Source organism: Mycobacterium sp. NGS63 (assembly GCF_059812295.1).
The window spans coordinates 83,030-109,522 of record NZ_JCALCJ010000009.1 but is presented as its reverse complement, the minus strand read 5'-3'; the positions used below and the strand labels follow the sequence as shown (position 1 = coordinate 109,522).

Genomic DNA, 26,493 nt, shown 5'->3' with positions numbered 1-26,493 from the left:
GTTTTACTCTGGATTCCGTGACTGCCGCCCCAACCGTAGAAGAACGGACCGTATTGCCGCCCCCGGAGCCTACGGACCTAACCCCGCTGCTGGCGGCGCTTGCGTCGGGGCAGGTCTCGGTTTGTGCGGGTGATCGCGAGCCGATCATCCTTCCCGCGCCGGTACGTGAGGCGCTGTACAGCGTTGTCTGCGCGCTCGCTGACGGCAAGGGCATCACACTGGTGCCGCGTCAGCAGAAATTGACTACGCAAGAAGCGGCCGACCTCCTGAATATATCCCGTCCAACTTTGGTGAAACTGCTTGAGTCCGGCTTGATCCCATATGAGAAGCCGGGGCGACACCGCAAGGTCAGCCTCGATGCATTGCTGCAATACCAGCGGGAGACCAGGACTCGACGACGTGCAGCCCTGGACGACATGACCCGGGATTCTGCGGAAGAGATAGCTGCACTCCTCAAGGAACAGTAGGGATTCGGAGTATATGGCGTTTCCAGTTTTGTTGGACGCTTGTGTACTCGCCCCGTATCCACTTGCCGATGTTCTGCTCCGCCTGGCCGACGAGGGGATCTACCGGCCATTGTGGTCCGAAGACGTACTCAACGAGACTCGGCGCACCATGGTCGAGAAGTTGGGCGTATCTCCGAACAAGGCCGACAAACGCCTGCATGCGATGCGAAGCAACTTCATCGATGCCGAAGTCACCGGCTATCAAGAGCTGATTTCCGCCATGCGCAACAACGAGAAGGACCGACATGTGCTTGCCGCAGCGGTCCGCGAGCGTACCGAGGTAATCGTCACGACGGACAGGACCGGATTTCCCGCCGCGGCCGTCGCACCCTACAACATCGAAGTGCGGCACCCGGACGAGTTCCTGCTCGACCAGCTCGATCTCTATGAGGAGGCAACGCGCGCAGCGCTTTCTGGAATGATGGCAGCGTGGCGGAATCCGCCGTTCAGCGCACACCGGCTACTCGATGCGCTGGCGGCCAGCGGCGTTCCCAACTTCGCTGCCACAGCCCGCAGGCTATTGCCGCTGCACGGATTCGGAATAACTCCTCTGTGACGAACGCCGCCATAGCGCTTATGTCAAAAGTGGAATGACGAACGGGGCCGACAAGATGACCCGCGAAGCGTTCGGTGCGGAGTTCGTCGGCGCCGAAGGATTCCTCGACACGCCCACATTCGGGCTGCCGCCGCGGTTTACGACCGGGGCGCTGCGCGACTGCATCCGCGAATGGGAAGAGGGCGAGCTACAGATCGGCGCCTTCGACGAGCCGCTGCGCGCCAGCCGGGCGGCGTACGCGTCGCTGGTCGGCGCCGACACGCACCGGGTCGCGGTGGGGACCAGCGTGTCGTCGTCGATCGGCCTGGTCGCCGCGGCGATCCCCGACGACGCCCGGGTGGCGACCTTGCGCGGCGAGTTCGCCAGCGTCACCTTCCCGTTCGCCGCCCAGGCCGCACGCGGCGTCACCGTCACCGAGCTGGCACCCGGCCGGTTCGAGGCAGCGGCCGGCGATTTCGACGTCGTGGCGGCCAGCCTGGTCCAGTCCGCCGACGGCGCCGTGCTCGATCTCGAGGCCCTGCGGGCCAACGTCGCGGAATCGCGCACCATCACCGTGCTCGACGTGAGCCAGGCCCTGGGCTGGAAGAACGTCACGCTGCCGTGGGTCGACGTCACGGTCGCGGCGAGCTACAAATGGCTGCTCGGCCCGCGCGGGGTCGCGTGGATGTCGTTGAGCCAGCGCATGTTCGACGCGATGGTGCCGCACGCGGCCAACCCCTACGCGGCCGCCGACATGTGGGCGTCGCTGTACGGGCTGCCGATGCGGCTGGCCGGCGACGCACGGCGGTTCGACGCGTCGCCGGTGTGGTTCAGCGTGCTGGGCGCGGCGATCTCGTTGAGGTGGCTTGCCTCGATGGATCGGGCCGCGGTGCAGGCCCACACGCTGCGATTGGCCAACCGGCTGCGTGACGAACTGCGGTTGGCGGCATCCGAATCGGCGATCGTGGCCTTCCCCGCCGACCGCGCGACCGATGCCCTGCAGCGGGCCGGCATCCGGGCATCGCCGCGCGCGGGCGCGACCCGCGTCGGATTCCACCTGTACAACACCGACGAAGACCTCGACCGGCTTCTCGACGCGCTCCGGCCGTAGGTCCTCACCGCCTGCTGCGCCCAAAGTCACGCCTGGCGTCCCGGCCGCGAGTACCCTCACAGCCACCCGTGTTCGCTCCCGCAAAGAGGCGCCAGTGTCGTACGTCCTCGTAACACCCGAATGGTTGTCGGCTGCTGCGGAGGACTTGGGCGGCATCGGGTCCGCGGTCGACACGGCGAATGCGGCGGCTGCGAATGCCACGACGTCGCTGGTGCCCGCGGGCGCCGACGAGGTGTCTGCCTGCATCGCCGGGTTGTTCGGGGCGCATGGCCGGGAGTTCCAGGCGCTCACCGCCCAAGCGGCGCAGGCGCAGGAAATGTTCGTGCACACCGTGGCGGCGAACGCGAACACCTATCTGACCACCGATATCGCGACGGCCGAGACGCTGCTGGGGGGCCCGCCGGCCCCGGTCGCGGCGGCGGGTACGCGGATCACGGTTCCCGGCGCCGGACCGCTTTACTACCCGAACTTCATCACCGAGCTGCCCTACCTGGGGCAGTTGGTATATGCGGGCAGCATCCCGGGGCCGCTGTCCCTCTCGGTGCTGCAGGGCTACGACCTGCTCAACCACGCCATCGGGGAGAACTGGTTCCCGGGCACCACCGCTCAGGTGGTCAACTACCCGGCCAGCATCGGCATCGTGAGCGGTAGCCTGGCCGCTCCCGGCGTCAACGCCGCCGTGGCCATGGGGCAGCGGGCGCTCAACGACCAGATCATGAATGCGTTTCTGAACGGCAATGGTTCGCCGGTGCACATCGCCGCGCTGTCGGAGGGAACCATCGTCGTCAACCGCGAATTGGCTTACCTGGCAGCCGATCCGACCGCGCCACCGCGCAGCGCCCTGCAGTTCGCCGAGTTCAACGGCCCCGAGACCGGCCTGTTCCGCACGTATTTGCCGAATGGGTTTACCGTGCCTTTCGTCGACTACACGGCGCAGGGACTGCCGAACACCCAATACGACGTCAGCGTGGTGTTCGGGCAGTATGACTTCTTCGGCAATCCGCCCGACCGGCCGTGGGATCTGCCGGCCTGGGTGAACTCGCTGTTCGGCGGGATCTACCACCACAACACGACGTCGCTGGCCTCGCTCTCGGACGCGGTGGAGGTGTCCAGTACGACCACCTCGCTGGGCGGCACGGTCACCACGTACATGGTCCCGTCACCGACTTTGCCGATGTTGTTGCCGCTTCAGCAGCTCGGTGTCCCACAACCAATCGTCAACGACCTCAACGGGTTCCTGCGGCCGATCGTCGATTACGGCTATTCGTCCCTGACGCCGGGCGCCGGACCGTACTTCTCCCAAGGCGCACTGGTCGGCTTGCCCTAGACCGTCACCCCACCAGCGCCGCGCGGATGCAGACGGTGACATACGGCAGGGCCAAACCGGTCGAATTCGTCAGCGCCGGATGGGTGGCCAGCAACTCGCGCACCTGCTCGAGCGTCCGGGCGCGGACCTCGGTCGGCGAGGTGATGCAGTAGCTGCGCGAGGCCACCAGGTCGATCAGCGCTTGCGGCGTAAGGTAATTCGTCCACTCGACCTGATGCCGCTCCGGCAACGTGAACGACTCGGACAGGCTGACGTCGAAGCGGCCGTCGCCGTCGGAGCCGATGATCTCGCCCAGCTCGCGCACCCAGCCCAGCCGTTCGTCACGGGTGTTCCACACCAGCCCGAGCCGCCCGCCCGGCCGCAGCACCCGGGCCACCTCGGGAATCGCGCGCTCGGGATTGACCCAGTGCCACGCCTGCGCGACCAGCACGGCGTCAACGCTGTTGTCCTCCAACGGAATCTCCTCGGCGGTGCCCAGCAGGGCACGGGTTTCCGGCAGCGAGGCGCGCAGCACTTCCAGCATGTCGGGAATCGGGTCGACGGCCACCACGTCCAGGCCGCGCTCCACCAGCCGGGTGGTCAGCTTGCCGGTGCCCGCCCCCAGGTCGAGCACCTGGCGCGCCCCGCGCGGCAGCAGCCAGTCGATGGCCTCCGGCGGATAGGAGGGTCGGCCGCGCTCGTAGGCCGCGGCCGCCGAGCCGAACGACAGCGAGCGGTCTTGGCCGGCCCGGGTCACCGTGCGTCGGCCAATCCGAGAGTCTTGCGGATCAACTCGCCGACGGCCTCGGACTCCACCAAGAACCCGTCGTGCCCGCAGATCGACTCGACCACATGCAGTTCGGCGCAGCCCGGCAGCAGCTCGGCCAGCTCCTCCTGCAGGCGCAGCGGGTAGAGCCGGTCGGAGGTGATGCCGCCCACCACCACCGGCACCGGGCAGCCGCGCAGCGCCGCTTCGACGCCGCCGCGGCCGCGGCCGACGTCGTGGCTGTTCAGCGCCTCGGTCAGGATGACGTAGCTGCCGGCGTCGAAGCGGGCCAGCAGCTTGTCGCCCTGATGTTCCAGGTAGCTCTGCACGGCGTAGCGGCCTCCGTTCGCCGGGTCCTCGTCGCCCTGGCTGTCGTTGGCGAACCGGGTGTCCAGCTCGGCCTCGCCGCGATAGGTCAGGTGCGCGAACCGGCGCGCGATCGTCAGGCCGGCGGCCGGCGCCCTGCCCGTCTCGTAGTAGTCGCCGCCCTGCCAGTCGGGATCGGCCTTGATCGCCGCGATCTGCGTGGTCTGGGTGCCGATCTGGTCACCGGTGGCACGCGCGCCGACGGCCAGCAGCAGCCCGGCCCGCACCCGCTCGGGATGGCCGACGATCCACTCCAAAGCCCTTGCGCCGCCCATGGATCCGCCCACCACGGCGGCCACCTGGTCGATGCCCAGCGCGGCCAGCGCCGCGATGTCCGCCGCCACTTGGTCGCGCACCGAGATCAGCGGAAACCGTGAGCCCCAAGGCTTTCCGTCGCGCGCGAGCGAGCTGGGGCCGGTGGAGCCGCGGCAGCCGCCCAGCACGTTGGTGGCCACCGCGCACCAGCGCTCGGTGTCGATCGGCGCGCCGGGCCCGGCCACGCCGTCCCACCAGCCCGGCGTGGGGTGCCCGGGCCCGGCGGGCCCGGTGATGTGCGAGTCGCCGGTGAGCGCGTGCAGCACCACCACCACGTTGTCGCGCGTGGGCGACAGCTCGCCCCAGCGCTGGATGGCGATGCAGACATCGTCGATCACCTCACCGCTTTCCAGCCGCAGCGAGCCGATGTGGACAAACCCGACTTCGCCCTCAGCCGGCAGGGTCTGGGTTCCAACCTCGGAGATCGTCATGTCAGGTCCTCAGAACGCCGCCACGCTGTGCGAATCACCGCTGAACTTGCGTGCCGCCGCGAAACCGAGCTCCAGGTCGGCCAGGATGTCGTCGATGCCCTCGATGCCGACGGCCAGCCGCACCAGGCCGGGGCTGACTCCCGTCGTCAGCTGCTCCTCGGGGCTCAGCTGGGCATGGGTGGTCGACGCCGGGTGAATCACCAGCGAGCGCACGTCGCCGATGTTCGCGACGTGGCTGTGCAGCTGCAGCGCGTTGACGAACGCCTTGCCGGCGTCGACGCCGCCGGCCAGCTCGAACGCCAGCACGGCGCCGGTTCCCTTGGGCGCCAGCTTCTTTCCGCGTTCGTACCACGGCGAGCTGGGCAGCCCCGCGTAGTTCACGGACACCACCCCGTCGTGGCCGGCCAGGAATTCGGCGACCCGTCGGGCGTTGGCGACATGGCGCTCCATGCGCAGGCTCAGTGTCTCCAGACCGTGGGCCACCAAAAACGCGTTGAACGGCGACGCGGCCGAACCCAGGTCGCGCAGCAGCTGCACGCGGGCCTTCAGCGCGTACGCCGGCGGCCCCAGCTCGGCGTACACCACGCCGTGGTAACTGGGGTCGGGCGTGGTGAACCCGGGGAAGCGGCCCTGCGTCCAGTCGAACGTCCCGCCGTCGACGATGACGCCCGCGATCGCCGAGCCGTGCCCGCCCAGGTACTTGGTCGCCGAGTGCACGACGACGTCGGCGCCCTGGGTGAACGGCTGGATCAAATACGGCGTGGCGATGGTGTTGTCGACGATCAGCGGCACCCCGTTGGCGTGGGCCACCCCGGCGACCCCGGGGGTGTCCAGCACGTCGATCTGCGGGTTGGAGATGGTCTCGGCGAAAAACGCCTTGGTGTTCGGCCGGACGGCGGCCTGCCACGAATCGAGGTCGTCGGGATCGTCGACGAAGCTGACCTCGATGCCGAGCTTGGCCAGCGAGTAGTGGAACAGGTTGTACGTGCCGCCGTAGAGCCGCGGGCTGGAGACGATGTGATCCCCGGCACAGGCGAGGTTCAATATGGCGAATGTCTCAGCCGCCTGCCCGGAGCTCAGGAACAGCGCGGCGACCCCGCCTTCGAGCGCGGCGACGCGTTGCTCGACGACGTCGGTGGTCGGGTTGCCGATCCGCGTGTAGATGTTGCCGGGAACCTCGAGCCCGAACAGCGCTGCGGCGTGTGCGGTGTCGTCGAAGGTGTAGGAGGTGGTGGCGTAGATCGGCAGGGCGCGGGCGTGGGTGGTCGGGTCGGGCTGCTGGCCGGCGTGCACCTGCTTGGTCTCGAACGACCAATGCGCGGTCGGGTCGGTGGTATCGGTCTCGCTGTTCTCAGAGCTCACGTGCGGTGGTGCTTTCTTCTCGGAAGGGCATGAATTCGGGCATCGGAAGTGCGCGGTCGACTAGCGACGGCAGGCAAAACGCCGCGAATGAGCTTGATGAATGCACATCACGTTTCCCCTCTAGTCAGGGGGCCCGGTATGGCGGACCCGCGCTTGCCGCGCAGCCTGTGGCTACTAGACCTGGTCTTTCACCCGGGGCACCCCACCGCGGTTGGAGGGTTGCCGGCCAGCAAGCCGGGGCTTAGCGCTGGCGCTCATGACCGATGTGAAGCCTATCTCATAGCGGCGAGTCCCCGCCAACTCGAGCCGGCTCCGAGGGCCCGGCGTCCGCCGGTGCCGCAGTTCAGCGCGCTGGCCTGCGGTCGACACCTGTCCAAACACCCTTGATAACGTGGCAAGCAGAACGCTGAGCCCCATCGATATCTGATCAATGACGCCGGGAGAGATGGACCGTGTGCGCCGAACAGCCGACCGTCATCTACACGCTGACCGACGAGGCGCCGCTGCTGGCGACCTACGCTTTCCTGCCGATCGTGCGGGCCTTCGCCGAGCCGGCGGGCCTCAAGATCGAGACCGCTGACATCTCCCTGGCCGCCCGGATCCTGGCCGAATTTCCCGATCACCTGACCGAAGAGCAGCGGGTGCCGGACGACCTGGCGGAACTGGGCGCGCTGACGAAGCGGCCCGACACCAACATCATCAAGCTGCCGAACATCAGCGCCTCGGTGCCGCAGTTGATCGCCGCGGTCAAGGAGCTGCAGGCAAAGGGCTTCAAGGTCCCGGACTTTCCGCAGAATCCGAAGACCGACGAGGACAAGGCGATTCGTGAGCGCTACGCCAAATGCCTTGGCAGCGCGGTCAACCCGGTGCTGCGTGAGGGCAACTCCGACCGGCGCGCGCCCAAGGCCGTCAAGGAGTACGCGCGCAGGCACCCGCACAGCATGGGGGAGTTTTCGCCGGCGGCGCGCACCCACGTCGCGACCATGCGGCACGGCGACTTCTACCACGGGGAGAAGTCGATGACGCTGGATCACGCGCGCAACGTGAAGATGGTGCTGGAAACCAAAGGCGGCCGGACCCTCGAGCTCAAGGAAAAGGTCGAGCTGCGCGACGGCGACGTCATCGACAGCATGTTCATGAGCCGCAAGGCGCTCTGCGAGTTCTACGAGGAGCAGCTGCAGGACGCCTACGAGACCGGCGTGATGTTCTCACTCCACGTCAAGGCGACCATGATGAAGGTCTCTCATCCCATCGTCTTCGGCCACGCCGTGAAGATCTACTACAAGGACGCGTTCGCCAAGCACCAGGAGCTGTTCGACGAACTCGGCGTCAACGTCAACAACGGGTTGGTCGATCTCTACGACAAGATCGAGTCGCTGCCGGCGTCGCTGCACGAGGAGATCATTCGCGACCTGCACGCCTGCCACGAACACCGTCCCGAGCTGGCGATGGTCGATTCGGCCAAGGGCATCACCAACTTCCATTCGCCCAGCGACGTCATCGTGGATGCGTCGATGCCGGCGATGATCCGCGCCGGCGGCAAGATGTGGGGCGCCGACGGCCGGCAGAAGGACACCAAGGCCGTCAACCCCGAGTCGACCTTCTCCCGCATCTACCAGGAGATCATCAACTTCTGCAAAACCCACGGGCAGTTCGACCCGACGACGATGGGCACGGTGCCCAACGTCGGCCTGATGGCGCAGCAGGCCGAGGAATACGGCAGCCACGACAAGACATTCGAGATCCCCGAGGACGGCGTCGCCAACATCGTCGACCTCGACACCGGGGAGGTCCTGCTCAGCCAAAACGTGGAAGAGGGCGACATCTGGCGGATGCCCATCGTCACCGACGAGGCGATCCGCGACTGGGTCAAGCTGGCCGTCAACCGGGCGCGAAACTCGGGCATGACGGTGGTGTTCTGGCTGGACACCGAACGGCCGCACGAGGTCGAGCTGCGCAGGAAGGTCAAGGCGTACCTGAAGGAGCACGACACCGAGGGCCTGGAAATCCAGATCATGCCGCAGGTGTGGGCCATGAGGTACACGCTGGAGCGTGCGATGCGCGGGCAGGACACCATCGCCGCGACCGGGAACATCCTGCGCGACTACCTCACCGACCTGTTCCCGATCCTGGAGTTGGGCACCAGCGCCAAGATGCTGTCCATCGTCCCGCTGTTGTCCGGCGGCGCGATGTACGAGACGGGAGCCGGCGGTTCGGCACCGAAGCACGTCCACCAGCTCGTCGAGGAAAACCATCTGCGCTGGGATTCCCTCGGTGAGTTCCTTGCTCTGGGAGCGTGTTTCGAGGACGTCGGCATCAAGACCGGCAACGAGGGCGCCAAAATTTTGGGCAAGACGCTGGATGCGGCGATCGGCAAGCTGTTGGAGAACAACAAGAGCCCGTCGCGCAAGACCGGCGAACTCGACAATCGCGGCAGCCAGTTCTACCTGGCGCTGTACTGGGCCGAGGAACTCGCCGCGCAATCCGACGACGAACAGTTGCGCGAGCACTTCGCCGCGCTGGCCGACGAATTGAGCCGCAACGAGGACACGATCGTCGCCGAACTCGCGGCGGCGCAGGGCGAGGCGGTCGACATCGGTGGCTACTACCGCCCGGACACGGACAAGACGACTGCAGTGATGCGGCCGAGCAAGACGTTCAACGAAGCGCTGGCAGCTTCGCAAAACTAAGGGCCGCGAGAGGAAGTCGAGCTCGATATGACAGGCGAATCCAAGATCAAGGTCAAGGGCCCGGTAGTCGAGCTCGACGGTGACGAGATGACCCGCGTCATCTGGAAGCTCATCAAGGACATGCTGATCCTGCCTCATCTCGACATCAACCTGGAGTACTACGACCTGGGCATGGAGCACCGCGACCGCACCGACGACCAGGTGACGATCGACGCGGCCTATGCCATCAAGAAGCACGGCGTGGGCGTCAAGTGCGCCACCATCACCCCCGACGAGGCCCGCGTCGCCGAGTTCAACCTGAAGAAGATGTGGCTGTCGCCCAACGGGACCATCCGGAACATCCTGGGCGGCACCATCTTCCGCGAGCCGATCGTGATCTCCAATGTGCCGCGCCTGGTTCCGGGCTGGACCAAGCCGATTGTCATCGGCCGTCACGCTTTCGGCGACCAGTACCGGGCGACCAACTTCAAGGTCGACAAGCCCGGCACCGTCTCGCTGACGTTCACCCCCGCCGACGGCAGCGAGCCGATGGTGCACGAGATGGTGACCATCCCCGAGGACGGCGGCGTCGTGATGGGGATGTACAACTTCAAGCAGTCCATCCAGGACTTCGCGCGGGCGTCGTTCACCTACGGCCTGAACGCCAAATGGCCGGTGTACTTGTCCACCAAGAACACCATCCTCAAGGCCTACGACGGCATGTTCAAGGACGAGTTCCAGCGCATCTACGACGAGGAATTCAAGGAGCAGTTCGAGGCCGAGGGCCTGACCTACGAGCACCGGCTCATCGACGACATGGTGGCCGCCTGCCTCAAGTGGGAGGGCGGCTACGTGTGGGCCTGCAAGAACTACGACGGCGACGTGCAGTCCGACACCGTCGCGCAGGGCTACGGGTCACTGGGCCTGATGACGTCGGTGCTGATGACGGCCGACGGCAAGACGGTGGAGGCCGAGGCCGCGCACGGCACCGTCACCCGCCACTTCCGCCAGTACCAGGCCGGCAAGCCGACGTCGACCAACCCGATCGCCTCGATCTTCGCCTGGACGCGCGGGCTGCAGCACCGCGGCAAGCTGGACGACACCCCCGAGGTCACCGACTTCGCCCAGAAGCTGGAGGAGGTCGTGATCTCCACCGTCGAGGGCGGCAAGATGACCAAGGACCTCGCCATCCTGATCGGGCCCGATCAGGAGTATCAGAACAGCGAGGACTTTCTCAATTCGATCGCCGAGAACCTGGAGAAGGCGCTAGCCGGCTGACTCCCGGCGGGGCGCCTCGCCCTCGGTGCATCCGTCGAGGAAGTCGGTGATCACCCCGGCGACGCGCTCGGGTGCCTCCAGCATCGGGACATGACCGACGCCATCGAGCGTCGTCACCTTCGTTGACTTGGGCAGGAAATCGGTGAAATGCCGGCTGAACCGCTTGGGCGGGAAGATTCGATCCTTCTCGCACAGCACCAGGTGGGCCGGGACGGCCGTCTCGGCCAACTCCAGCAGCCCGGGCTGCGCCAGCGCCTTGACCATCAGCTGGAAGTAGGCCGGGCAGTGCCCGGCGTCGTCGACGATGCCGGACAGCTGGCGCTCGCTGACGCCGTCCGGCGATCCGCTCAACGGCAGGGTCGCCAGCCGACGGCTGAAGGGCAGCCGCAGCGCCCGTTGCCCGAGCAACCGAGACGCCAGCAGGATCGGCATCAAGGCGACGAACTTGCCGATCACCTGGAATTTGCCCGGGGTCCAGCGCGTCCACCCGCCGGCCGGCGCGATGCCGGTGATGCTGCGGGCGCGCCCGCGCCGCTCGAGTTCGAACGCGACCCAGCCGCCCAGCGAGTTGCCGACGATGTGCGCGGTCTTCCAGCCCAGCTCGTCCATCTGCCGCTCGACGCCGTCGGCCAGCACCGCGGAGCTCAGCAACCAGGTGCCGGCGTACGGGCCGCCGTTGTGACCGGCCATGGTGGGGGCGAACACCTCGTAGCGGCCGGTGTCGGCCACCCGCTGCGCCACGTCCTCCCACACGTTCTGGGACAGCAGGAAGGGGTGCAGGAACAACACCGGTTCCCCGGAGCCGAGGTGGATGGGCGCTCTAGACGTCATTCCCCGACAGTAAAGGCGGTACCGCCGGTACCGCAACAAGGGGTGACCAGTGGTCGAAGCCCGTGGTGCCCGTCGTGAAAAGATCAACGGCATCATGAGCACCGCTACCGGATCCAGCCGGATCTTCTCCGGCGTGCAGCCCACGTCCGACTCGCTTCACCTCGGCAACGCGTTGGGCGCGATCACGCAGTGGGTCGGGCTGCAGGACGACCACGACCCGTTCTTCTGCGTCGTCGACCTGCACGCGATCACGATTCCGCAGGACCCCGAGGCCCTGCGCCGCCGCACCCTGGTGACCGCCGCCCAGTACCTGGCGCTGGGCATCGACCCCGGCCGCAGCACCGTGTTCGTGCAGAGCCACGTGCCCGCCCACGCCCAGCTGGCGTGGGTGCTGGGCTGCTTCACCGGCTTCGGGCAGGCGTCGCGGATGACGCAGTTCAAGGACAAGTCGACGCGCCAGGGCAGCGACTCGACGACGGTGGGCCTGTTCACCTATCCCGTTCTGCAGGCCGCGGACGTGCTGGCCTACGACAGCGACCTGGTGCCGGTGGGGGAGGACCAGCGTCAGCACCTGGAGCTGGCGCGCGACATCGCGCAGCGGTTCAACGCCCGCTTCCCGGACACCTTCGTGGTTCCCGACGTGCTCATCCCGAAGGTCACCGCCAAGATCTACGACCTGCAGGATCCGACGTCGAAGATGAGCAAGTCGGCGGCCACCGACGCCGGGCTGATCAACCTGCTCGACGACCCGGCGTTGTCGGCCAAGAAGATTCGCTCCGCCGTGACCGACAGCGAGCGCGAGATCCGTTACGACACAGCGGCCAAGCCCGGTGTGTCGAACCTGCTGACCATCCAGTCGGCGGTCACCGGGGTCGGCATCGACAAGCTCGTCGAGGGCTACGCCGGGCGCGGCTACGGCGATTTGAAGAAGGACACCGCCGACGCCGTCGTCGAGTTCGTCGGGCCGATCAAGGCGCGTGTCGACGAATTGATGGCCGACCGCGCCGAATTGGAGTCGGTGCTCGCGGCGGGCGCGCAGCGCGCCGAGGATGTGGCCGGCAAAACCGTTCGGCGGGTTTACGATCGGTTGGGTTTTCTTCCGCTAGCCGAATAGGTTGACCATGAGCGCGCCGACCAAGCCGGGGATTCTCGACCGGCTGCGGGCCCGGTTCGGGTGGCTCGACCATGTCGTGCGCGCTTACCAGCGCTTCGGCGACCGCAACGGCGGCTTCTACGCGGCCGGCCTCTCGTACTACACGATCTTTGCGCTATTCCCGTTGCTGATGGTCGGTTTCGCGGCGTTCGGGTTCCTGCTGACGCGCCGCCCGCAGCTGCTGGCCACGATCGACGACCACATCCGGTCCGCGGTGACGGGCTCCCTTTCCCAACAGCTCGTGGACCTGATGAACTCGGCGATCGAGGCGCGGACCTCGGTCGGTGTGATCGGCCTGGCGACCGCGGCGTGGGCCGGCCTGGGCTGGATCTCGCATCTACGCGGGGCGGTGACCGAGATGTGGTGGTCTCAGCGCGTCGAGTCGCCGGGCTTTGTGCGCGAGAAGCTTTCGGACCTGCTGGCGATGGTGGGGACGTTCGTGGTGGCGCTGGCGACCGTCGTACTGACCGCGCTCGGGCACGCCGCTCCCATGGCCGCGGTGCTGAGATGGCTTGGAATACCCGAGTTTTCGGTGTTCGACTGGCTGTTCCGGCTGATCTCGATCCTGATCTCGCTGCTGGTGTCGTGGATGCTGTTCACCTGGATGATCGCGCGGCTGCCGCGGGAGAAGGTCAACGTCGCCGACTCGATGCGGGCCGGGCTGCTCGCGGCGGTCGGCTTCGAGGTGTTCAAGCAGGTGGCGTCGCTCTACCTCAAGACGGTGCTGCGCAGCCCCGCGGGCGCCACCTTCGGGCCGGTGCTGGGGCTGATGGTGTTCGCCTACATCACCGCGTATCTGGTCCTGTTCGCCGCCGCCTGGGCGGCCACCGCGTCCGACGATCCGCGCGCCGAGTCCGTCGAGCCCCCGCCGCCGGCGATCATCGCGCCGCGGGTGCAGGTGGACGAGGGGCTCAGCACGCGTCAGACGCTGACCGCGGTCGGCCTGGGGGCCGTTGGGGCGCTGGCATTTTCCCGGCTGGCCCGGCGGCTGCGTTAGCCTACGCGCCGAGGGCCGCGCGCATCTTTTCGGCGAACACGATCGCCGCCTTCAGCGGGCGCACCATCACCGTGATCTCGTCGATCAGGCCGTCGTCGCGGGTGTGCACGAAGTCGCAGCCCTGGATTCGCAGCCCGTCCACCGTGGCGCCGAACAGCAGCGCGTGATCGCGGCCCGCGGGCAGCTCCTTGTCGAAGCGAAAGCCCTCCAGCACCTCGCCGACCGCGGCGACGATGGCCGCGATCGCGCCGCGGCCGTGGTAGGGCCGGTGGGCGATCGGGCTGTTGAGCACCGCGTCCTCGGCGAACACGCGTCCGATGTCGGCGAGTTCACCGGACTCGACGGCGGCGCGGAAGGGGTGCGGGCTCACAGCCCGACCGCCCTGCCCACGGCCACCGTGACGGCGGCGACGAAGATCGCGACGTTCACCGCGACGCTGCGGGGTTCGCGCAGATGCGCGTGCGCGGCCATGGCGCCGACCATGACGATCGCGAGCCCGCCGGCGGCGGCCGGGATGAAGAACTCCGCGATGCCGACGAGCCGCGGCAGCACAAGCCCTATGGCGCCCAGCAGTTCACAGAACGCGGTGGCGCGCACCACCGGCATGGGGAAGGGCGCGATGCCCGTTTGTCCGGTCGCGAGCAGCCGGTCCCTCGGCATGCTGATCTTGGCCAGCCCGGAGGCGAGGAAGATCGCGGCGAGCAGGCCCTGCAACGTCCATAGCAACGTATTCATGTAAACCCTCCGTGGTCGATGGCGGTTCACAGGTATGACGAGGCGGCGGCGCGACATGTGACATGCCGCGCCGGGCTACCCGTCGGCCAGCCAGTCGCCCCTGGCCATGACGGCGGCCACGCGCAGATCGTCGTCGAGCACCACGAGGTTGGCGTCAAAGCCGGGTCGCAGCGCGCCCACGCCGTCCAGCCCGAGCGCCCGCGCCGGCGTCGCCGCGGTCATCCGCGCCGCGGCGGCCAACCCGGCCAGCCTCGCGATCGTGCGGAACAGCTCGTCCATGGTGGCGGTGCTGCCGGCGATCGTCGACGCCCCGCGCACCCGGGCCACACCGGATGCGACGTCGATCGGCACCGCGCCGAGCCGGAACGCCCCGTCGGCGCAGCCCGCGGCGGCGATCGCGTCGGTGACCAGGGCGACGCGGTCGGGTCCCGCGGCGCCGGTGACCGCGCGCACCACCTCGGGGTGCACGTGCACGCCGTCGTCGATGAGTTCGACGGTCACCCGCGGGTCCTGCAGCAACGCGAGCGCGGGCCCCGGCTCGCGGTGGTGCAGCGGCGGCATCGCGTTGAACAGATGGGTGCCGACGGTGGCGCCGATATCGATGGCCCGCCTCGTCTGCTCGTAGGTCGCGTCGGTATGCCCCAGGGCCACAACGACATCCGCGTCCAGGAAACGCCGGATCGCGTCCTCGGCGTCCGTTAGTTCGGGGGCGAGCGTGACCATCCGGATCGCGCCGCCGCCCGCGGCGAGGACGGCGTCGATCTCGGCGGGGTCCGGGTCGCGCATCCGGGCCGGGTCGTGCGCACCGCAGCGCGCCGCGCTCAGCCACGGCCCCTCCAGGTGGATGCCCGCCACGGTGCCCGCCCGCGTCGCCTCGGCCAGCGCCCGCACGCCGGCGATCAGTTCGTCCGGCGCGGCGGTGACCAGGCTGGCCAGCGTCGTGGTGGTGCCGTGCCGCCGGTGAAACGCGGCGGCCGCGGCGATCCCGTCGGCGTCGGTGTAGGAGGCGCCGCCCCCGCCGTGCACGTGCATGTCGACAAAGCCCGGAACCACAACGCAATCCGGGAATTCCCGGTCGGCCGGCCGGGGCGGCGGGCCGGCCTCGCAGGCGAGGATGCGCCCATCGGACGCCTCCAGCCATCCCGGCCGGGCGACCCGCCCGTCGAGGACCATGGTGCCCGCGGAGATCAGTCCCACCGGCCGCCGTTTTCCCAGAAGTGGCTGATCTCCTCGAGTTGGCGGCCCTTGGTCTCCGGCGCGTAGCGGTAGACGACGCCGGCGGAGATCACCGCGAGCACACCGAACAGCGCGAAAGTCCCTGCGCCGCCGAGGGAGTGCAGCAGGGTCAAGAAGACGGCGGCGACGATCGCGTTGGCCACCAGGTTGGAGGTGAGCATCGTGGAAGACCCGAGGGACCGCAGCCGCGACGGGAAGCTCTCGCTGGCGTACACCCAGCCCAGCGAGCCGAAGCCCATGGTGTAGCCGATGATGAACACCAGGATGCCGGCGAACCCGAATACCAGTCCGGCGCCGCCCAGGCCGGCGGCGAACACCACCGCCAACACGATGTCGGCGGCGATCATCATGGCGATGCCGCACAACAGGATTGGGCGGCGGCCCACCCGGTCGACGAGGAGCAGCGCGGCGCCCACGGCCCCCAGCCCGGCGACCTGAACCAGCGCGGGCAGCCCCAGCAGCGCGAAGTTGCCGGTGAAGCCCATGGCCTCGAAGATCCGGGGGCTGTAGTAGATGATCGCGTTGATGCCGGTGATCTGGATCAGGAAGCCGAGCGTGATCACGAACGCGGTGGCCCGCAGGTACGGCGGGCGCAGCATCTCGGAAAACCCGCCCCGGCCAGATCGGTCCGAGCCCAGGCCGCGTTGGATCTCGGCGAGCTCCGCGTCGACGTCCGCGTCCGGCTCCACGCGCAGCAACGCGCGGCGGGCGTCGTCGGCGCGGCCCTTCATCAGGTACCAGCGGGCGGTGTCGGGCAGCCGAATCGCCAACGGCAGCAACAGCATTGCGGGCACCACGGCCAGGCCCAGCATCCACCGCCAGCTGTGGGTGCCGGCCAGCAGGTAACCGGTCAGGTAACCGACGATCAGCGCGCCGACGATCGCCAGCTGATAGGCCGTCAGCAGCGACCCGCGCACCGCGGCCGGCGCCGATTCGGCCACGTAGACCGGGACGGCCACCACCGCCAGGCCCAGGGTCAGGCCCAGCAGGAAGCGCGCCGCGAGCAGCATCGGCAGCGACACCGACACCGCACCCAGCAGGGCGAAGGCCGCGTAGGCGGCGAGGATCAGCACCACCGAACGCTTGCGCCCGATCGCGTTGGCAAGCACCCCGGCGCCCAGCGCCCCGGCGATCTGGCCGATCACCACCATGGTCGTCAGCAGCTCCTGCTGCCGGGTGGACAGCCCGAAGTCCTCGGTGACGAACAGTTGCGCGCCGGCGATGATGGACAGGTCGTAGCCGTAGACGACGCCGACGCTGGCCGCGGTGAGCCCGACCAGCAGGCTGCGCCGCGAGACGGCGGGCCGCGACGTCAACGGTGTTGCGGTCGGCGGTTCATCGAGCGAGCGACCATGATCAAACTAAACACGATGATCGTTCCGATCACCGCGACACCCACCCGCACCGGCAGCGCGTCCGCGCTCGGCATCAGCCCGGCGGCCTGGGGCGCGGCGCCCGGCCGGTCGGCAGCGCCGTCGTGGCGCGTGCTGATCAGCGAGGGGTCGGGCTCGATCAGCGTGCCGACCTGGGTGCCCTGCGGCGTGGAAAAGCCGTAGTCCAGCAGGTGTGCGGCCTGCTCCCACGGGGCGATCGGCTGGCGCGTGCCGTGCAGCAGCACCGCCATCAGCCGTCGTCCGTCGTGGTTGGCCGCGCCGACGAAGGTCTGACCGGCGTCGTCGGTGTAGCCGGTCTTGCCGCCCATCGCGCCGGGATACTTGTAGAGCAGCTGGTTGTCGTTTTCCAGCTCGTAGCCGGGGTGGTCGCCGTGGCCGGGGAAGTCGAAGGTGCGCGTGGCGACGATGCCGGCGAAGGTGGGGTTGCCCCAGGCGTAGCGGTAGAACAGGCCGATGTCGTAGGCCGACGTGCTCATGCCGGGCCCGTCCAGCCCCGACGGCGTCGCCACCCGGGTGTCGCGGCCGCCGAGCTTGGCGGCCAGCACGTTGATCTTGTCCAGCGCCTGCTGCATGCCGCCGAGTTGCATGGCCAGCGCGTGGGCGGCGTCGTTGCCCGAGTGCATCAGCAGCCCGTGCAGCAGCTGGTTGACCGTGAAGACGCCGCCTTCGGTGACGCCGACCTTGGTGCCCTCGGCGGCCGCGTCGTCGGCGGTGCCCTCGACGGACTTGTTGAGCGGCAGCGCGTTGATGGACGCCATCGCGACCAGGACCTTGATGACGCTGGCCGGGCGGTGCCGGCCGTGCGGATCCTTGGCGGCGATGACGGCGCCGCTGTCCAGGTCGGCCACCACCCACGCGTCGGCGGACACGTCGCCCGGCAACGGCGGGGTGCCCGGCGCGACGACGATGCCGCAGCCGCCCAGCGCCTCCCCGCCGACGGGCTTGGGGGGCACCGCCAGCGGGATCGGCGGGTCGCCGGCCGCCGGGACCTCCGAGGAGTCCACCGCGGGCGGGGTGTTCACCTGGTACGGGCAGGCCGGCGGCCCCGCGTTGGGGCCGGCGCCGGGTTCGGCCCGAGCGACCGGGGCCAGAGCGACGAAAACGGCCGCGACCAGGCACGACATCGAACGTAGGAAGCTCATCGTGTGTGCAGACTAGGCGATCGGCCGCCCAATTCCGGGGAGCCGCGCTGTGGCCGGTGGGGCAGATGTGACAAACTCGCCGGTGCATTACGCTGACACCATCCAAAACAATCGATTCTTCTCGAGATGGCGGCGCGACGGTGATGGCTCGCGATCGCTGAATGATCTGCTCAAGCAGGTCGAGAAGGGGACCCAGGTGCGGCACCGCTCGGCCGACCGCGTGTTGGCCGAGCTCGAGCAGCATCGCGACGCCACCCCCGACGCCGACCTGCGCTCCGCGCTCACCTGGCTGTGCAACGCGCAATCGCGGCTGGCGAACAACCCGTCTCCCGCGCATTCCCGGGAGGTGTTGCTGGCCGTCTACGAGGTCAATCGGGTCCTCGCGGTCGGCTAGCACCGGCGCCGGTCAGAGGCGCGCCGACTCGTCGCTGAGCACGCCGCGCAACGCCGCCTCGATGGTGTCGAACTCGGCCTGGCCGCTGATCAGCGGCGGCGCCAGCTGGATGACGGAGTCGCCGCGGTCGTCGGTGCGGCAGTACAGGCCCGCCGCGAACAGCCCCGCCGACACCCGCCCGAGCAGCGCGCGGCGTTCGTCGTCGCCGAAGGTCTGCCTGCTGGCCTGGTCCCTGACCAGCTCCACGCTGTAGAAGTATCCCTCGCCGCGCACGTCGCCGACGATGGGCAGGTCGTAGAGCCGCTCCAGGGTGGCGCGGAACGCGGGCGCGTGTTGCCGGACGCGGTCGTTGAGCCCCTCGCGCTCGAAGATGTCGAGGTTGGCCAGCGCGACGGCGGCCGACACCGGGTGGCCGCCGAACGTATAGCCGTGCGGGAACATGGTTTTGCCGTCGTTGAACGGCTCGAACACTCGGTCGCTGGCGATCATCGCGCCCAGCGGTGAGTAGCCCGACGTCAGTCCCTTGGCGCAGGTGATCATGTCGGGCACGTAGCCGAAATCGGCACAGGCGAACATCGATCCGATCCGGCCGTACGCGCAGATCACCTCGTCGGAGACCAGCAGCACGTCGTACTCGTCGCAAATCTGGCGCACCCGTTCGAAATAGCCCGGGGGCGGGGGGATCGAGCCGCCCGCGTTTTGCACCGGTTCCAAAAAGACCGCGGCGACGGTTTGGGGTCCCTCGAACTCGATCGCCTCGGCGATGCGGTCGGCGGCCCACTGCCCGAAGGCTTTTGGGTCGTTGCGGAACGGCTCGGGCGCGCGGTAGAAGTTCGTGTTAGCGACCCGGAAGCCGCCGGGCGTCACGGGTTCGAACGGCGCCTTGTACAACGGCAGCCCGGTGATCGCCAGCGCCCCCTGGGTGGTGCCGTGGTAGGCGACCGCGCGCGAAATCACTTTGTGCTTACCGGGTTTGCCGGTCAGCTTGAAGTACTGCTTGGCCACCTTCCACGCGGTCTCGACGGCCTCGGTGCCGCCGGTGGTGAAGAAGACCCGGTTCAGATCGCCCGGGGCGTAGCGCGCGAGGCGCTCGGCGAGCTCGATCGCCGTCGGGGTGGCATACCCCCACAGGGGGAAGTAGGCCAGCGTGCCGGCCTGGCGCGCCGCGACCTCGGCGAGTTCGGTGCGGCCGTGCCCGACCTGCACGGTGAACAGACCGGACAGCGCGTCGAGGTAACTCTTGCCGCGGTCGTCGAAGATGGTGACGCCCTCGCCGCGGGTGATGATCGGCGGCGCGATGTCCGGCCCGTGCCGGGCGAAGTGCAACCACAGATTTCTCGACATTCTGCCCGCGAGCGTAACTAAGATCCTCAGCTACATGACACAACCACCGGGTTATCCGCAGCCGGACCCGCCGCAGCGCACCACCAGCGGCTGGGCGGTCGCGGGGTTCGTGCTCGGGCTGCTGAGTTGCGCGCCGCTGGGTGTGGTCTTCGGGATCATCGGGCTGGGCCAAACCAAGGGCGGGAGGCGGTCCGGGCGCGGGCTGGCCATCGCCGGCATCGTGCTCTCCGCCCTGTGGGTGGTGGCGGCCATCGTCGCGGCGGTGATCGGGTTGATGGGCAAACCGTTGGTCACCGGTACGGCCCAATCGTCGCCGCTGGTGCGGGTCGGTCAGTGTTTCGACCCCGACATCAACACCTCGGTCGGCTGCGATCAGCCGCATTCCGACGAGGTTTTCGCGGTGCTGACGCTGTCGCGCTTCCCGGACGGCGGCGGCGACGAGAACGCGCTGAAGGATCGCTGCAAGGCCGAGTTGCAGACGTATTCGCCGGCGGCCAGCCGCGACCCCAAGGTTCAGGTTGTCACGTGGGGACCGGGGACCGACTGGAAGTACATGAACAACCACACCACCGCGTGCGCCGCGCATTTCACGCCCGATCGGGTCGGATCGCTCAAGGGCTGACTCGTAAGCTGGCGTCATGACCGCCGCCCAGCGAGTCGACGAATTCGAGGCGCTGCGCTCCCAGCTGCTGTCGGTTGCCTACCGCCTGACCGGCACGTTCTCCGACGCCGAGGACATCGTGCAGGAGGCCTGGCTGCGCTGGGACGCCCACGACCAACCGATCGCCAATTTGCGGGCGTGGCTGACCACGGTGGTGAGCAGGCTGGGCCTGGACCGGTTGCGCTCGGCCGCGCACCGTCGCGAAACCTACACCGGCAACTGGCTGCCCGAGCCGGTCGTCACCGGCTTCGACCAGGCCGATCCGCTGTCGGCCGTGGTGGCCAGCGAGGACGCGCGGTTCGCGGCGATGGTGGTGCTCGAGCGCCTGTCGCCCGACCAGCGGGTCGCGTTCGTGTTGCACGACGGCTTCGCCGTGCCCTTCGCCGAAGTGGCCGAGGTGCTGGGGATCAACGAGGCCGCCGCGCGGCAGCTGGCGTCGCGGGCGCGCAAGGCCGTCGCCGCGCAACCCCCGCCGGAGCCCGACCCGTCGCACAACGAGGTGGTCGGCCGGCTGATGGCCGCCATGGCGGCAGGGGACATCGAGGCCGTGGTCGGGCTGCTGCACCCGGACGTGGTCTTCACCGGCGATTCAAATGGCAAGGCGCCCACCGCGGTTCACGTCATCAACGGGGCGGACAAGGTGGCGCGGTTCATCTTCGGCCTGGCGCGCCGGTACGGCCCGGCGTTCTTCACCGCCAACCAGCTGGGGCTGGTCAACGGCGAACTCGGCGTCTACACGGCCGGCAGCCCCGGCGATGGCGACCACCGCGAGATGCTGCCGCGGATCCTGGCGATGACGGTGCGCGACGGAAAGGTCTGCGCCCTATGGGATATCGCCAACCTCGACAAGTTCACCGGCTCCCCCTTGCGGCGCCGATCCTGACGCCAGGGCGAGGCCGAGGCGCAGCGCGGCGGCCGCCTCGGCGGCGGCTTCGGCGAACCGGCCGCCCAGCCCGACGAAGTTGAGGTAGGCGTGCGGCAGGTCGGATTGCAGGCTCGATACCACCGCTACGCCGCCGGCCCGCAGGGTGTCCGCGTAGGCCACGCCGTCGTCGCGCAGCGGATCGAAGCCGGCGATGCCGACGTACGCGGGCGGCCCGCCGGTCACGTCGCCGCGCAGCGGTGACAGGCGCGGGTCGCTCCGGTCGGTGCCCGACGGGAGGTAATTGTCCAGCGCCCATTGCAGGTTCCGGTCGGTGAAGGTCGAGGCCTCGGCGAACAGGTCGTGCGAAGGCCGGCGCGCGCTCAGGTCCGTCGCCGGGTACATCAGCAGCTGAAACGCGGGGACGGCGCCGCCTCGTCGCACCGCCTGTTGCGCGGTGACGGCCGCCAAGTTCCCGCCGGCGCTGTCGCCGCCGACCGCGACCCGGCCGGGTTCCGCGCCCAGCTCCGCGGCGTGGCGGTGCGCGTAGTCGAACGCGGCCATCGCGTCCTGCACGGGGGCGGGGAACGGGTGCTCGGGCGCGCGCCGGTACTCGACCGACAGCACGCGGACGTCCGCGTGGCCGGCCAGGTAGCGGGCGACGGGGTCGTGGCTGATTCGTGAGCCGACGCAGAAGCCGCCGCCGTGGAAATACACCAGCAGCCCCGGCGGCTCGGGCGGGTCCGCCGGGGTGTACAGGGTGGCCGGGATCTCGCCGTGGTCGGCGGGAATGACGACCTCGCGCGTCGCGACCGGGTTGGGTGGCTCGTATGCGATCAGCCGCGGCAGCTGCTCATAGCGCGCCCGCGCGTTGTCCACGGGGTCTGCGAAAACGTCGGAGCCCGAACGGTTTTTGAGACGGATCATCAGCTGGGCGTCGAGCGCCAGTTCCTGGCCGTCGATGCGCACCGGCGGGCCCGCCAAGAACCGTCGAACCGGCCCGGGCAGTGCGAACACGGCGCGGAGCGCGGCGGCCTGAGCGTGGATACCGAGCTGTGCTGCCATGTCCCCAGCGTGGGCCGGTCTCGGCCCGAACGCTTGTATGGATCCGTCAAACGGATTCGCGAACCGCCCGCGCGAGGTCGCGCGGGGCCGAACCCGTCATCTCCCAGCACACCCGGTTGGCGTGCGCGCCGTCGGCGAAGCCGGCCATGTGCGCCGCATCGGTGACCGAGCGACCCTCGATGAGGTGACCCATGGCCGTCACCAGCCGAGCCCAGCGGATCGTGGCGGACAGCGACACCCCGGTCTGCTGGCGGCACAGCCGCCCCAGGTAATCCGGCGACAGGGCGATGGCGTCCGCGACGGAGGCCACGTCGACGGGGCTCGGCACCCGGTCCGACACGACCTCGATCGCCCGCCGCAGCTGCGGGTGCATCGGCCGCGGGTCTGCGGTCCCACACAGCCCGTCGAGCAGGAGGTCGGCCGCGGCGCGCGGGCCGTCGGCGGCCAGCGCCCGCGCCGTGGCGGCGGCCAGTTCCCGCCCGTCGTCGACGATCCAGATGCCCCGACCGCGGTTGTGGCTCAACGCGTTCAGCGCGGCGCCGGGCGACGTCTGGGGGCCGAGGTACAGCGTCAGCGCCGCGGAATTTCGATCCGAGCGCACGGCGTGGCGGACCCCGCTGCCGACGACGACCAGCCGGGCCACGTCGCGGCGGCCGCCGTCGGCGGCGACCGTCAGCGGACCCCGACCGCCGACGGTGACCTGAACCGCGGGGTGATGGTGTACGGCGAGGTCGGAGAAGACACCGGCCACCATGAGCCGGCCGGGCCCCAAGTCCCAGACCTGCATGCCGCCACTCTAGCGCCGCGCCGCCTCGGCCCACGGAATCCGGCAGGCGTCACCGGAATTGAAGCCCTGCTCGGTGATGCCCAGCGCGGCGTTGACCCGCGCCCGCATGTTCTCCAGCCCGATCTGGTAGGTCAGCTCGAAGACGCCGGCGTCGCCGAACCGGGCCTGAAGGTCGGCGACCTGCTCGTCGGTGACGGTGTGCGGGTCGGTGGTGATCGCGGCGGCGTAGGCGATGGCCGCGCGCTCGTCGGCGCTGAAGGCCGTAGACGTGGCGTAATCGTCGATGTTCTTGAGCCGCTGGATGTCCAGGCCGTCGAGGCGCTGCAGCATCGACCCGAAGTCGACGCACCACGAGCAGCCGATCTGGCGCGCGGTCCAGTACACCGCGAGCTCGCGCACGCTGGGCGGCAGGGTCTTCGACGCCCGGTCGACCAGGGTTTCGTGGATGGCGCTGGCGATCATCAGTTTGCGATGGTGGGCGGCCACGGCGAACGGTTCGGGGACCTGGCCGTAGCGCCGCCTGGCGACGCGGTACATGGCCCGGGTCAGCAGCCCGGCGCGCTTGGGGGGCAGGGGTTCGAGGCGGGTTTTCTGTGTCATACCCGTCAGACGAGACAGGTCCCTGATGTGTGACGAGCAGACACAAAAGCACCCGGCGCGCCGAGGAAAATGGTGCTTTTGCGTCTGCTCGCGCCGGGAAATCAGCGCGAGAACATGATCGCGCGCTTGACCTCCTGGATCGCCTTGGTGACCTCGATGCCCCGCGGGCAGGATTCGGTGCAGTTGAACGTGGTGCGGCACCGCCACACGCCGTCGACCTCGTTGAGGATGTCGAGGCGCTCGGCGGCGGCCTCGTCGCGGCTGTCGAAGATGAAGCGGTGCGCGTTGACGATCGCGGCCGGCCCGTAGTAGCTGCCCTCGTGCCAAAACACCGGGCAGCTGGTGGTGCAGCACGCGCACAGGATGCACTTGGTGGTGTCGTCGTAGCGGGCGCGGTCGGTCGGGCTTTGGATGCGTTCCCGCGTCGGGGGATTGCCGGTGGTGATCAGGTAGGGCTTCACCGCCCGGTAGGCGTCGAAGAACGGCTCCATGTCGACCACCAGGTCCTTCTCCACCGGCAGCCCGCGGATCGGCTCGACGGTGATGGTGAGCGACTTGCCGGGTTTTTCGGGCAGCAGGTCGCGCATCAGCACCTTGCAGGCCAGCCGGTTGACGCCGTTGATGCGCATGGCGTCCGACCCGCACACCCCGTGGGCGCAGGAGCGCCGGAAGGTCAGCGTCCCGTCGAGGTAGCTCTTGATGTAGATGAGGAGGTTGAGCATCCGGTCGCTGGGCAGACACGGCACCCGGAAGCTTTGCCAGCCACCGGTTTCCGCGAACGCATCGGGCTGGTCGGGGTTGAACCGGGCGATCTTGACGGTCACCATCACCGCGCCGTCGGGGACCGGCGGCAGGGGCGGCTCCAAAGGTTCGACGTCCGGCTCGACCGACATCAGTACTTCCGTTCCTTGGGTTCGTAGCGGGTCTGCACGACGGGCTTGAAGTCCAGCGCGATGTCGCTGAGCAGGTCGGTGCCCTGCTTGTAGGCCATGGTGTGGCGCATGTAGTTCACGTCGTCGCGGTTGGGGTAGTCCTCGCGCGCGTGCCCGCCGCGCGACTCCTTGCGGTTCAGCGCGCCGACCACGGTGACCTCGGCCAGCTCCAGCAGGAAGCCGAGCTCGATGGCTTCCAGCAGGTCGCTGTTGAAGCGTTTCCCCTTGTCGTGCACGGTGATTCGGGAGTACCGCTCCTTCAACGCGTGGATGTCCGTCAACGCCTGTTTCAGCGTCTCCTCGGTGCGGAACACCGCGGCGTTGTTGTCCATGGTCTGCTGCAGGGCGCCGCGGATGTCGGCGACGCGCTCGTTGCCGTGCTCGGACAGGATGTCACCCACCCAGCCGACGACCATCGCCGCCGGCTCCGGCGGCATGTCGACGAAGTCGTGGCCCCGCGCGTACGCGGCGGCCGCGATGCCGGCGCGGCGGCCGAAGACGTTGATGTCCAGCAGCGAATTGGTGCCCAGCCGGTTGGCGCCGTGCACCGACACGCACGCGCACTCGCCGGCCGCGTACAGGCCCGGCACCGTGGACGTGTTGTCCCGCAACACCTGTCCGGTGACCGTGGTGGGGATGCCGCCCATCACGTAGTGACACGTCGGGTAGACCGGGACCAGCTCGTGCACCGGGTCCACGCCCAGGTAGGTGCGGGCGAACTCGGTGATGTCGGGCAGCTTGGCCTCCAGCACGTCCTCGCCGAGGTGGCGGACGTCGATGTACACGTAGTCCTTGTGCGGGCCGGCGCCGCGGCCCTCCAGCACCTCCAAAACCATTGAGCGGGCGACGATGTCGCGCGGCGCCAGGTCGACGATCGTCGGCGCGTAGCGCTCCATGAACCGCTCGCCCTCGCCGTTGAGCAGCCGGCCGCCCTCGCCGCGCACGGCCTCGGAGATCAGGATGCCCAGTCCGGCCAGACCCGTCGGATGGAACTGGTGAAACTCCATGTCCTCCAACGGAAGTCCCTTGCGGAAGACGATGCCGATGCCGTCGCCGGTCAGGGTGTGCGCGTTCGAGGTGGTCTTGTACATCCGGCCCGAGCCGCCGGTGGCGATGACGACGGCCTTGGCGTGAAACACGTGGATCTCGCCCGTCGCGAGCTCGTAGGCCACCACGCCGGTTGCCACCGGGCCGGTCGGGGTCTGCGTCAGCACCAGGTCCAGCGCGTAGAACTCGTTGAAGAACTGCACGTCGTGGCGCACGCAGTTCTGGTACAGCGTCTGCAGGATCATGTGGCCGGTGCGGTCCGCGGCGTAACAGGACCGGCGCACCGGGGCCTTGCCGTGGTCGCGGGTGTGCCCGCCGAAGCGGCGCTGGTCGATGCGGCCCTCGGGGGTGCGGTTGAACGGCATCCCCATCTTTTCCAGGTCGAGCACCGCGTCGATGGCTTCCTTGCACATGATCTCGACGGCGTCCTGGTCGGCGAGGTAGTCGCCGCCCTTGACGGTGTCGAAGGTGTGCCATTCCCAGTTGTCGTCCTCGACGTTGGCCAGCGCGGCGCACATGCCGCCCTGGGCGGCGCCGGTGTGGCTGCGGGTGGGGTAGAGCTTGGTCAGCACCGCGGTGCGGACGCGCGGACCCGCCTCTACCGCCGCGCGCATGCCGGCCCCGCCCGCGCCGACGATCACCACGTCGTATCGGTGTTCTTGGATCAT

General features: G+C 68.9%; 26 protein-coding genes and 1 riboswitch. Of the genes, 11 read left to right on the top strand and 15 right to left on the bottom strand.

Annotated features, from left to right (window positions below; translation table 11 throughout):
- Window positions 1-17: 17 nt before the first annotated feature.
- From AC5Y4Z_RS21670 to AC5Y4Z_RS21655, 4 genes are all read left to right on the top strand, one after another.
- Entirely contained in the window at window positions 18-467 is a 450-nt protein-coding gene (locus AC5Y4Z_RS21670) for a helix-turn-helix domain-containing protein (RefSeq protein WP_499966891.1), read from the top strand.
- A gap of 13 nt (window positions 468-480) precedes the next feature.
- A complete protein-coding gene (locus tag AC5Y4Z_RS21665; RefSeq protein ID WP_499966889.1) occupies window positions 481-1,062 on the top strand; it encodes a VapC50 family PIN domain-containing toxin in 582 nt (193 codons plus the stop codon).
- 55 nt (window positions 1,063-1,117) lie between these two features.
- On the top strand, window positions 1,118-2,152 hold the full coding sequence (locus tag AC5Y4Z_RS21660) for an aminotransferase class V-fold PLP-dependent enzyme (RefSeq protein ID WP_499967109.1): 1,035 nt from the start codon (window positions 1,118-1,120) through the stop codon (window positions 2,150-2,152).
- Between the two features lie 94 nt (window positions 2,153-2,246).
- Window positions 2,247-3,479, top strand: a complete 1,233-nt coding sequence (locus tag AC5Y4Z_RS21655; RefSeq protein ID WP_499966888.1) for a PE-PPE domain-containing protein — start codon at window positions 2,247-2,249, stop codon at window positions 3,477-3,479.
- Window positions 3,480-3,483: 4 nt separating this feature from the next.
- On the opposite strand, the gene AC5Y4Z_RS21650 is transcribed toward AC5Y4Z_RS21655, so the two are convergent.
- The 3 genes from AC5Y4Z_RS21650 to AC5Y4Z_RS21640 are packed head-to-tail and all read right to left on the bottom strand — an operon-like array spanning window position 3,484 to window position 6,698.
- Window positions 3,484-4,215 carry a class I SAM-dependent methyltransferase gene (locus AC5Y4Z_RS21650; protein ID WP_499966886.1) on the bottom strand — a complete coding sequence of 244 codons (732 nt, stop codon included), beginning with the start codon at window positions 4,213-4,215 and terminating at the stop codon, window positions 3,484-3,486.
- Window positions 4,212-5,336 (bottom strand): homoserine O-acetyltransferase MetX, encoded by a 1,125-nt coding sequence (gene metX, locus AC5Y4Z_RS21645; protein ID WP_499966885.1) that lies wholly within the window; start codon window positions 5,334-5,336, stop codon window positions 4,212-4,214. The genes AC5Y4Z_RS21650 and metX overlap by 4 nt, the downstream gene beginning before the upstream one ends.
- A gap of 9 nt (window positions 5,337-5,345) precedes the next feature.
- Entirely contained in the window at window positions 5,346-6,698 is a 1,353-nt protein-coding gene (locus AC5Y4Z_RS21640) for a bifunctional o-acetylhomoserine/o-acetylserine sulfhydrylase (protein ID WP_499966883.1), read from the bottom strand.
- A gap of 144 nt (window positions 6,699-6,842) precedes the next feature.
- Window positions 6,843-6,960: riboswitch (SAM riboswitch) on the bottom strand.
- 190 nt (window positions 6,961-7,150) lie between these two features.
- Here AC5Y4Z_RS21640 and AC5Y4Z_RS21635 point away from each other — a divergent pair.
- On the top strand, window positions 7,151-9,388 hold the full coding sequence (locus AC5Y4Z_RS21635; protein ID WP_499966882.1) for an NADP-dependent isocitrate dehydrogenase: 2,238 nt from the start codon (window positions 7,151-7,153) through the stop codon (window positions 9,386-9,388).
- Window positions 9,389-9,415: 27 nt separating this feature from the next.
- On the top strand, window positions 9,416-10,645 hold the full coding sequence (locus AC5Y4Z_RS21630; RefSeq protein WP_499966881.1) for an NADP-dependent isocitrate dehydrogenase: 1,230 nt from the start codon (window positions 9,416-9,418) through the stop codon (window positions 10,643-10,645).
- Here the strand turns inward: AC5Y4Z_RS21630 and ephH are convergent.
- Window positions 10,634-11,431: an epoxide hydrolase EphH gene (ephH, locus tag AC5Y4Z_RS21625; RefSeq protein WP_499967108.1), complete on the bottom strand. Its 798-nt coding sequence runs from the start codon at window positions 11,429-11,431 to the stop codon at window positions 10,634-10,636. The genes AC5Y4Z_RS21630 and ephH overlap by 12 nt on opposite strands.
- A gap of 139 nt (window positions 11,432-11,570) precedes the next feature.
- Between ephH and trpS the strand changes: the two genes are divergently transcribed.
- Window positions 11,571-12,590 (top strand): tryptophan--tRNA ligase, encoded by a 1,020-nt coding sequence (gene trpS / locus AC5Y4Z_RS21620; protein WP_499966880.1) that lies wholly within the window; start codon window positions 11,571-11,573, stop codon window positions 12,588-12,590.
- Between the two features lie 7 nt (window positions 12,591-12,597).
- Complete coding sequence (yhjD, locus tag AC5Y4Z_RS21615) at window positions 12,598-13,626, top strand: inner membrane protein YhjD (RefSeq protein ID WP_499966878.1); 1,029 nt, start codon at window positions 12,598-12,600, stop codon at window positions 13,624-13,626.
- A gap of 1 nt (window position 13,627) precedes the next feature.
- Here yhjD and AC5Y4Z_RS21610 read toward each other — a convergent pair whose 3' ends face one another.
- From AC5Y4Z_RS21610 to dacB1, 5 genes are all read right to left on the bottom strand, one after another.
- Window positions 13,628-13,996, bottom strand: a complete 369-nt coding sequence (locus tag AC5Y4Z_RS21610) for a nuclear transport factor 2 family protein (RefSeq protein ID WP_499966877.1) — start codon at window positions 13,994-13,996, stop codon at window positions 13,628-13,630.
- Window positions 13,993-14,361, bottom strand: a complete 369-nt coding sequence (locus tag AC5Y4Z_RS21605; protein ID WP_499966876.1) for a DoxX family protein — start codon at window positions 14,359-14,361, stop codon at window positions 13,993-13,995. Before AC5Y4Z_RS21605 ends, AC5Y4Z_RS21610 begins: the two co-directional genes overlap by 4 nt.
- Window positions 14,362-14,436: 75 nt before the next feature.
- Window positions 14,437-15,534: an N-acetylglucosamine-6-phosphate deacetylase gene (gene nagA / locus AC5Y4Z_RS21600; RefSeq protein ID WP_499967106.1), complete on the bottom strand. Its 1,098-nt coding sequence runs from the start codon at window positions 15,532-15,534 to the stop codon at window positions 14,437-14,439.
- A 14-nt stretch (window positions 15,535-15,548) separates the two neighbouring features.
- Window positions 15,549-16,913 carry a sugar porter family MFS transporter gene (locus AC5Y4Z_RS21595; protein WP_499966875.1) on the bottom strand — a complete coding sequence of 455 codons (1,365 nt, stop codon included), beginning with the start codon at window positions 16,911-16,913 and terminating at the stop codon, window positions 15,549-15,551.
- Window positions 16,910-18,133 carry a D-alanyl-D-alanine carboxypeptidase DacB1 gene (gene dacB1, locus AC5Y4Z_RS21590; RefSeq protein ID WP_499966874.1) on the bottom strand — a complete coding sequence of 408 codons (1,224 nt, stop codon included), beginning with the start codon at window positions 18,131-18,133 and terminating at the stop codon, window positions 16,910-16,912. The genes AC5Y4Z_RS21595 and dacB1 overlap by 4 nt, the downstream gene beginning before the upstream one ends.
- 157 nt (window positions 18,134-18,290) lie before the next feature.
- Between dacB1 and AC5Y4Z_RS21585 the strand changes: the two genes are divergently transcribed.
- Window positions 18,291-18,527: a hypothetical protein gene (locus AC5Y4Z_RS21585; RefSeq protein WP_499967104.1), complete on the top strand. Its 237-nt coding sequence runs from the start codon at window positions 18,291-18,293 to the stop codon at window positions 18,525-18,527.
- 12 nt (window positions 18,528-18,539) lie between these two features.
- Here AC5Y4Z_RS21585 and AC5Y4Z_RS21580 read toward each other — a convergent pair whose 3' ends face one another.
- Window positions 18,540-19,871 (bottom strand): aspartate aminotransferase family protein, encoded by a 1,332-nt coding sequence (locus tag AC5Y4Z_RS21580; protein ID WP_499966873.1) that lies wholly within the window; start codon window positions 19,869-19,871, stop codon window positions 18,540-18,542.
- Window positions 19,872-19,905: 34 nt separating this feature from the next.
- Between AC5Y4Z_RS21580 and AC5Y4Z_RS21575 the strand changes: the two genes are divergently transcribed.
- Together AC5Y4Z_RS21575 and AC5Y4Z_RS21570 are read left to right on the top strand one after the other, a co-directional pair.
- Complete coding sequence (locus AC5Y4Z_RS21575; protein ID WP_499966871.1) at window positions 19,906-20,493, top strand: DUF4190 domain-containing protein; 588 nt, start codon at window positions 19,906-19,908, stop codon at window positions 20,491-20,493.
- A gap of 16 nt (window positions 20,494-20,509) precedes the next feature.
- Window positions 20,510-21,415: a sigma-70 family RNA polymerase sigma factor gene (locus AC5Y4Z_RS21570; RefSeq protein ID WP_499966869.1), complete on the top strand. Its 906-nt coding sequence runs from the start codon at window positions 20,510-20,512 to the stop codon at window positions 21,413-21,415.
- Here the strand turns inward: AC5Y4Z_RS21570 and AC5Y4Z_RS21565 are convergent.
- From AC5Y4Z_RS21565 to sdhA, 5 genes are all read right to left on the bottom strand, one after another.
- Entirely contained in the window at window positions 21,356-22,459 is a 1,104-nt protein-coding gene (locus AC5Y4Z_RS21565; RefSeq protein ID WP_499966868.1) for an alpha/beta hydrolase, read from the bottom strand. The genes AC5Y4Z_RS21570 and AC5Y4Z_RS21565 overlap by 60 nt on opposite strands.
- Before the next feature lie 46 nt (window positions 22,460-22,505).
- Complete coding sequence (locus tag AC5Y4Z_RS21560) at window positions 22,506-23,246, bottom strand: helix-turn-helix transcriptional regulator (RefSeq protein WP_499966867.1); 741 nt, start codon at window positions 23,244-23,246, stop codon at window positions 22,506-22,508.
- A 9-nt stretch (window positions 23,247-23,255) separates the two neighbouring features.
- Window positions 23,256-23,846 (bottom strand): carboxymuconolactone decarboxylase family protein, encoded by a 591-nt coding sequence (locus AC5Y4Z_RS21555; RefSeq protein WP_499966866.1) that lies wholly within the window; start codon window positions 23,844-23,846, stop codon window positions 23,256-23,258.
- A 101-nt stretch (window positions 23,847-23,947) separates the two neighbouring features.
- Complete coding sequence (locus AC5Y4Z_RS21550; RefSeq protein WP_499966865.1) at window positions 23,948-24,739, bottom strand: succinate dehydrogenase iron-sulfur subunit; 792 nt, start codon at window positions 24,737-24,739, stop codon at window positions 23,948-23,950.
- Entirely contained in the window at window positions 24,739-26,493 is a 1,755-nt protein-coding gene (sdhA, locus tag AC5Y4Z_RS21545) for a succinate dehydrogenase flavoprotein subunit (protein ID WP_499967102.1), read from the bottom strand. The genes AC5Y4Z_RS21550 and sdhA overlap by 1 nt, the downstream gene beginning before the upstream one ends.

What these genes read in the sequence shown, in the direction of transcription:
- AC5Y4Z_RS21660 (WP_499967109.1), top strand. Translation starts at nt 1,118, where the DNA reads ATGACCCGCGAAGCGTTCGGTGCGGAGTTCGTCGGCGCCGAAGGATTC.
- AC5Y4Z_RS21575 (WP_499966871.1), top strand. Translation starts at nt 19,906, where the DNA reads ATGACACAACCACCGGGTTATCCGCAGCCGGACCCGCCGCAGCGCACC.
- yhjD (WP_499966878.1), top strand. Translation starts at nt 12,598, where the DNA reads ATGAGCGCGCCGACCAAGCCGGGGATTCTCGACCGGCTGCGGGCCCGG.
- nagA (WP_499967106.1), bottom strand. Translation starts at nt 15,534, where the DNA reads ATGGTCCTCGACGGGCGGGTCGCCCGGCCGGGATGGCTGGAGGCGTCC.
- metX (WP_499966885.1), bottom strand. Translation starts at nt 5,336, where the DNA reads ATGACGATCTCCGAGGTTGGAACCCAGACCCTGCCGGCTGAGGGCGAA.
- AC5Y4Z_RS21560 (WP_499966867.1), bottom strand. Translation starts at nt 23,246, where the DNA reads ATGCAGGTCTGGGACTTGGGGCCCGGCCGGCTCATGGTGGCCGGTGTC.
- AC5Y4Z_RS21565 (WP_499966868.1), bottom strand. Translation starts at nt 22,459, where the DNA reads ATGGCAGCACAGCTCGGTATCCACGCTCAGGCCGCCGCGCTCCGCGCC.
- AC5Y4Z_RS21555 (WP_499966866.1), bottom strand. Translation starts at nt 23,846, where the DNA reads ATGACACAGAAAACCCGCCTCGAACCCCTGCCCCCCAAGCGCGCCGGG.
- AC5Y4Z_RS21570 (WP_499966869.1), top strand. Translation starts at nt 20,510, where the DNA reads ATGACCGCCGCCCAGCGAGTCGACGAATTCGAGGCGCTGCGCTCCCAG.
- AC5Y4Z_RS21580 (WP_499966873.1), bottom strand. Translation starts at nt 19,871, where the DNA reads ATGTCGAGAAATCTGTGGTTGCACTTCGCCCGGCACGGGCCGGACATC.
- dacB1 (WP_499966874.1), bottom strand. Translation starts at nt 18,133, where the DNA reads ATGAGCTTCCTACGTTCGATGTCGTGCCTGGTCGCGGCCGTTTTCGTC.
- AC5Y4Z_RS21550 (WP_499966865.1), bottom strand. Translation starts at nt 24,739, where the DNA reads ATGTCGGTCGAGCCGGACGTCGAACCTTTGGAGCCGCCCCTGCCGCCG.
- trpS (WP_499966880.1), top strand. Translation starts at nt 11,571, where the DNA reads ATGAGCACCGCTACCGGATCCAGCCGGATCTTCTCCGGCGTGCAGCCC.
- AC5Y4Z_RS21630 (WP_499966881.1), top strand. Translation starts at nt 9,416, where the DNA reads ATGACAGGCGAATCCAAGATCAAGGTCAAGGGCCCGGTAGTCGAGCTC.
- sdhA (WP_499967102.1), bottom strand. Translation starts at nt 26,493, where the DNA reads ATGATCCAAGAACACCGATACGACGTGGTGATCGTCGGCGCGGGCGGG.
- AC5Y4Z_RS21665 (WP_499966889.1), top strand. Translation starts at nt 481, where the DNA reads ATGGCGTTTCCAGTTTTGTTGGACGCTTGTGTACTCGCCCCGTATCCA.
- AC5Y4Z_RS21605 (WP_499966876.1), bottom strand. Translation starts at nt 14,361, where the DNA reads ATGAATACGTTGCTATGGACGTTGCAGGGCCTGCTCGCCGCGATCTTC.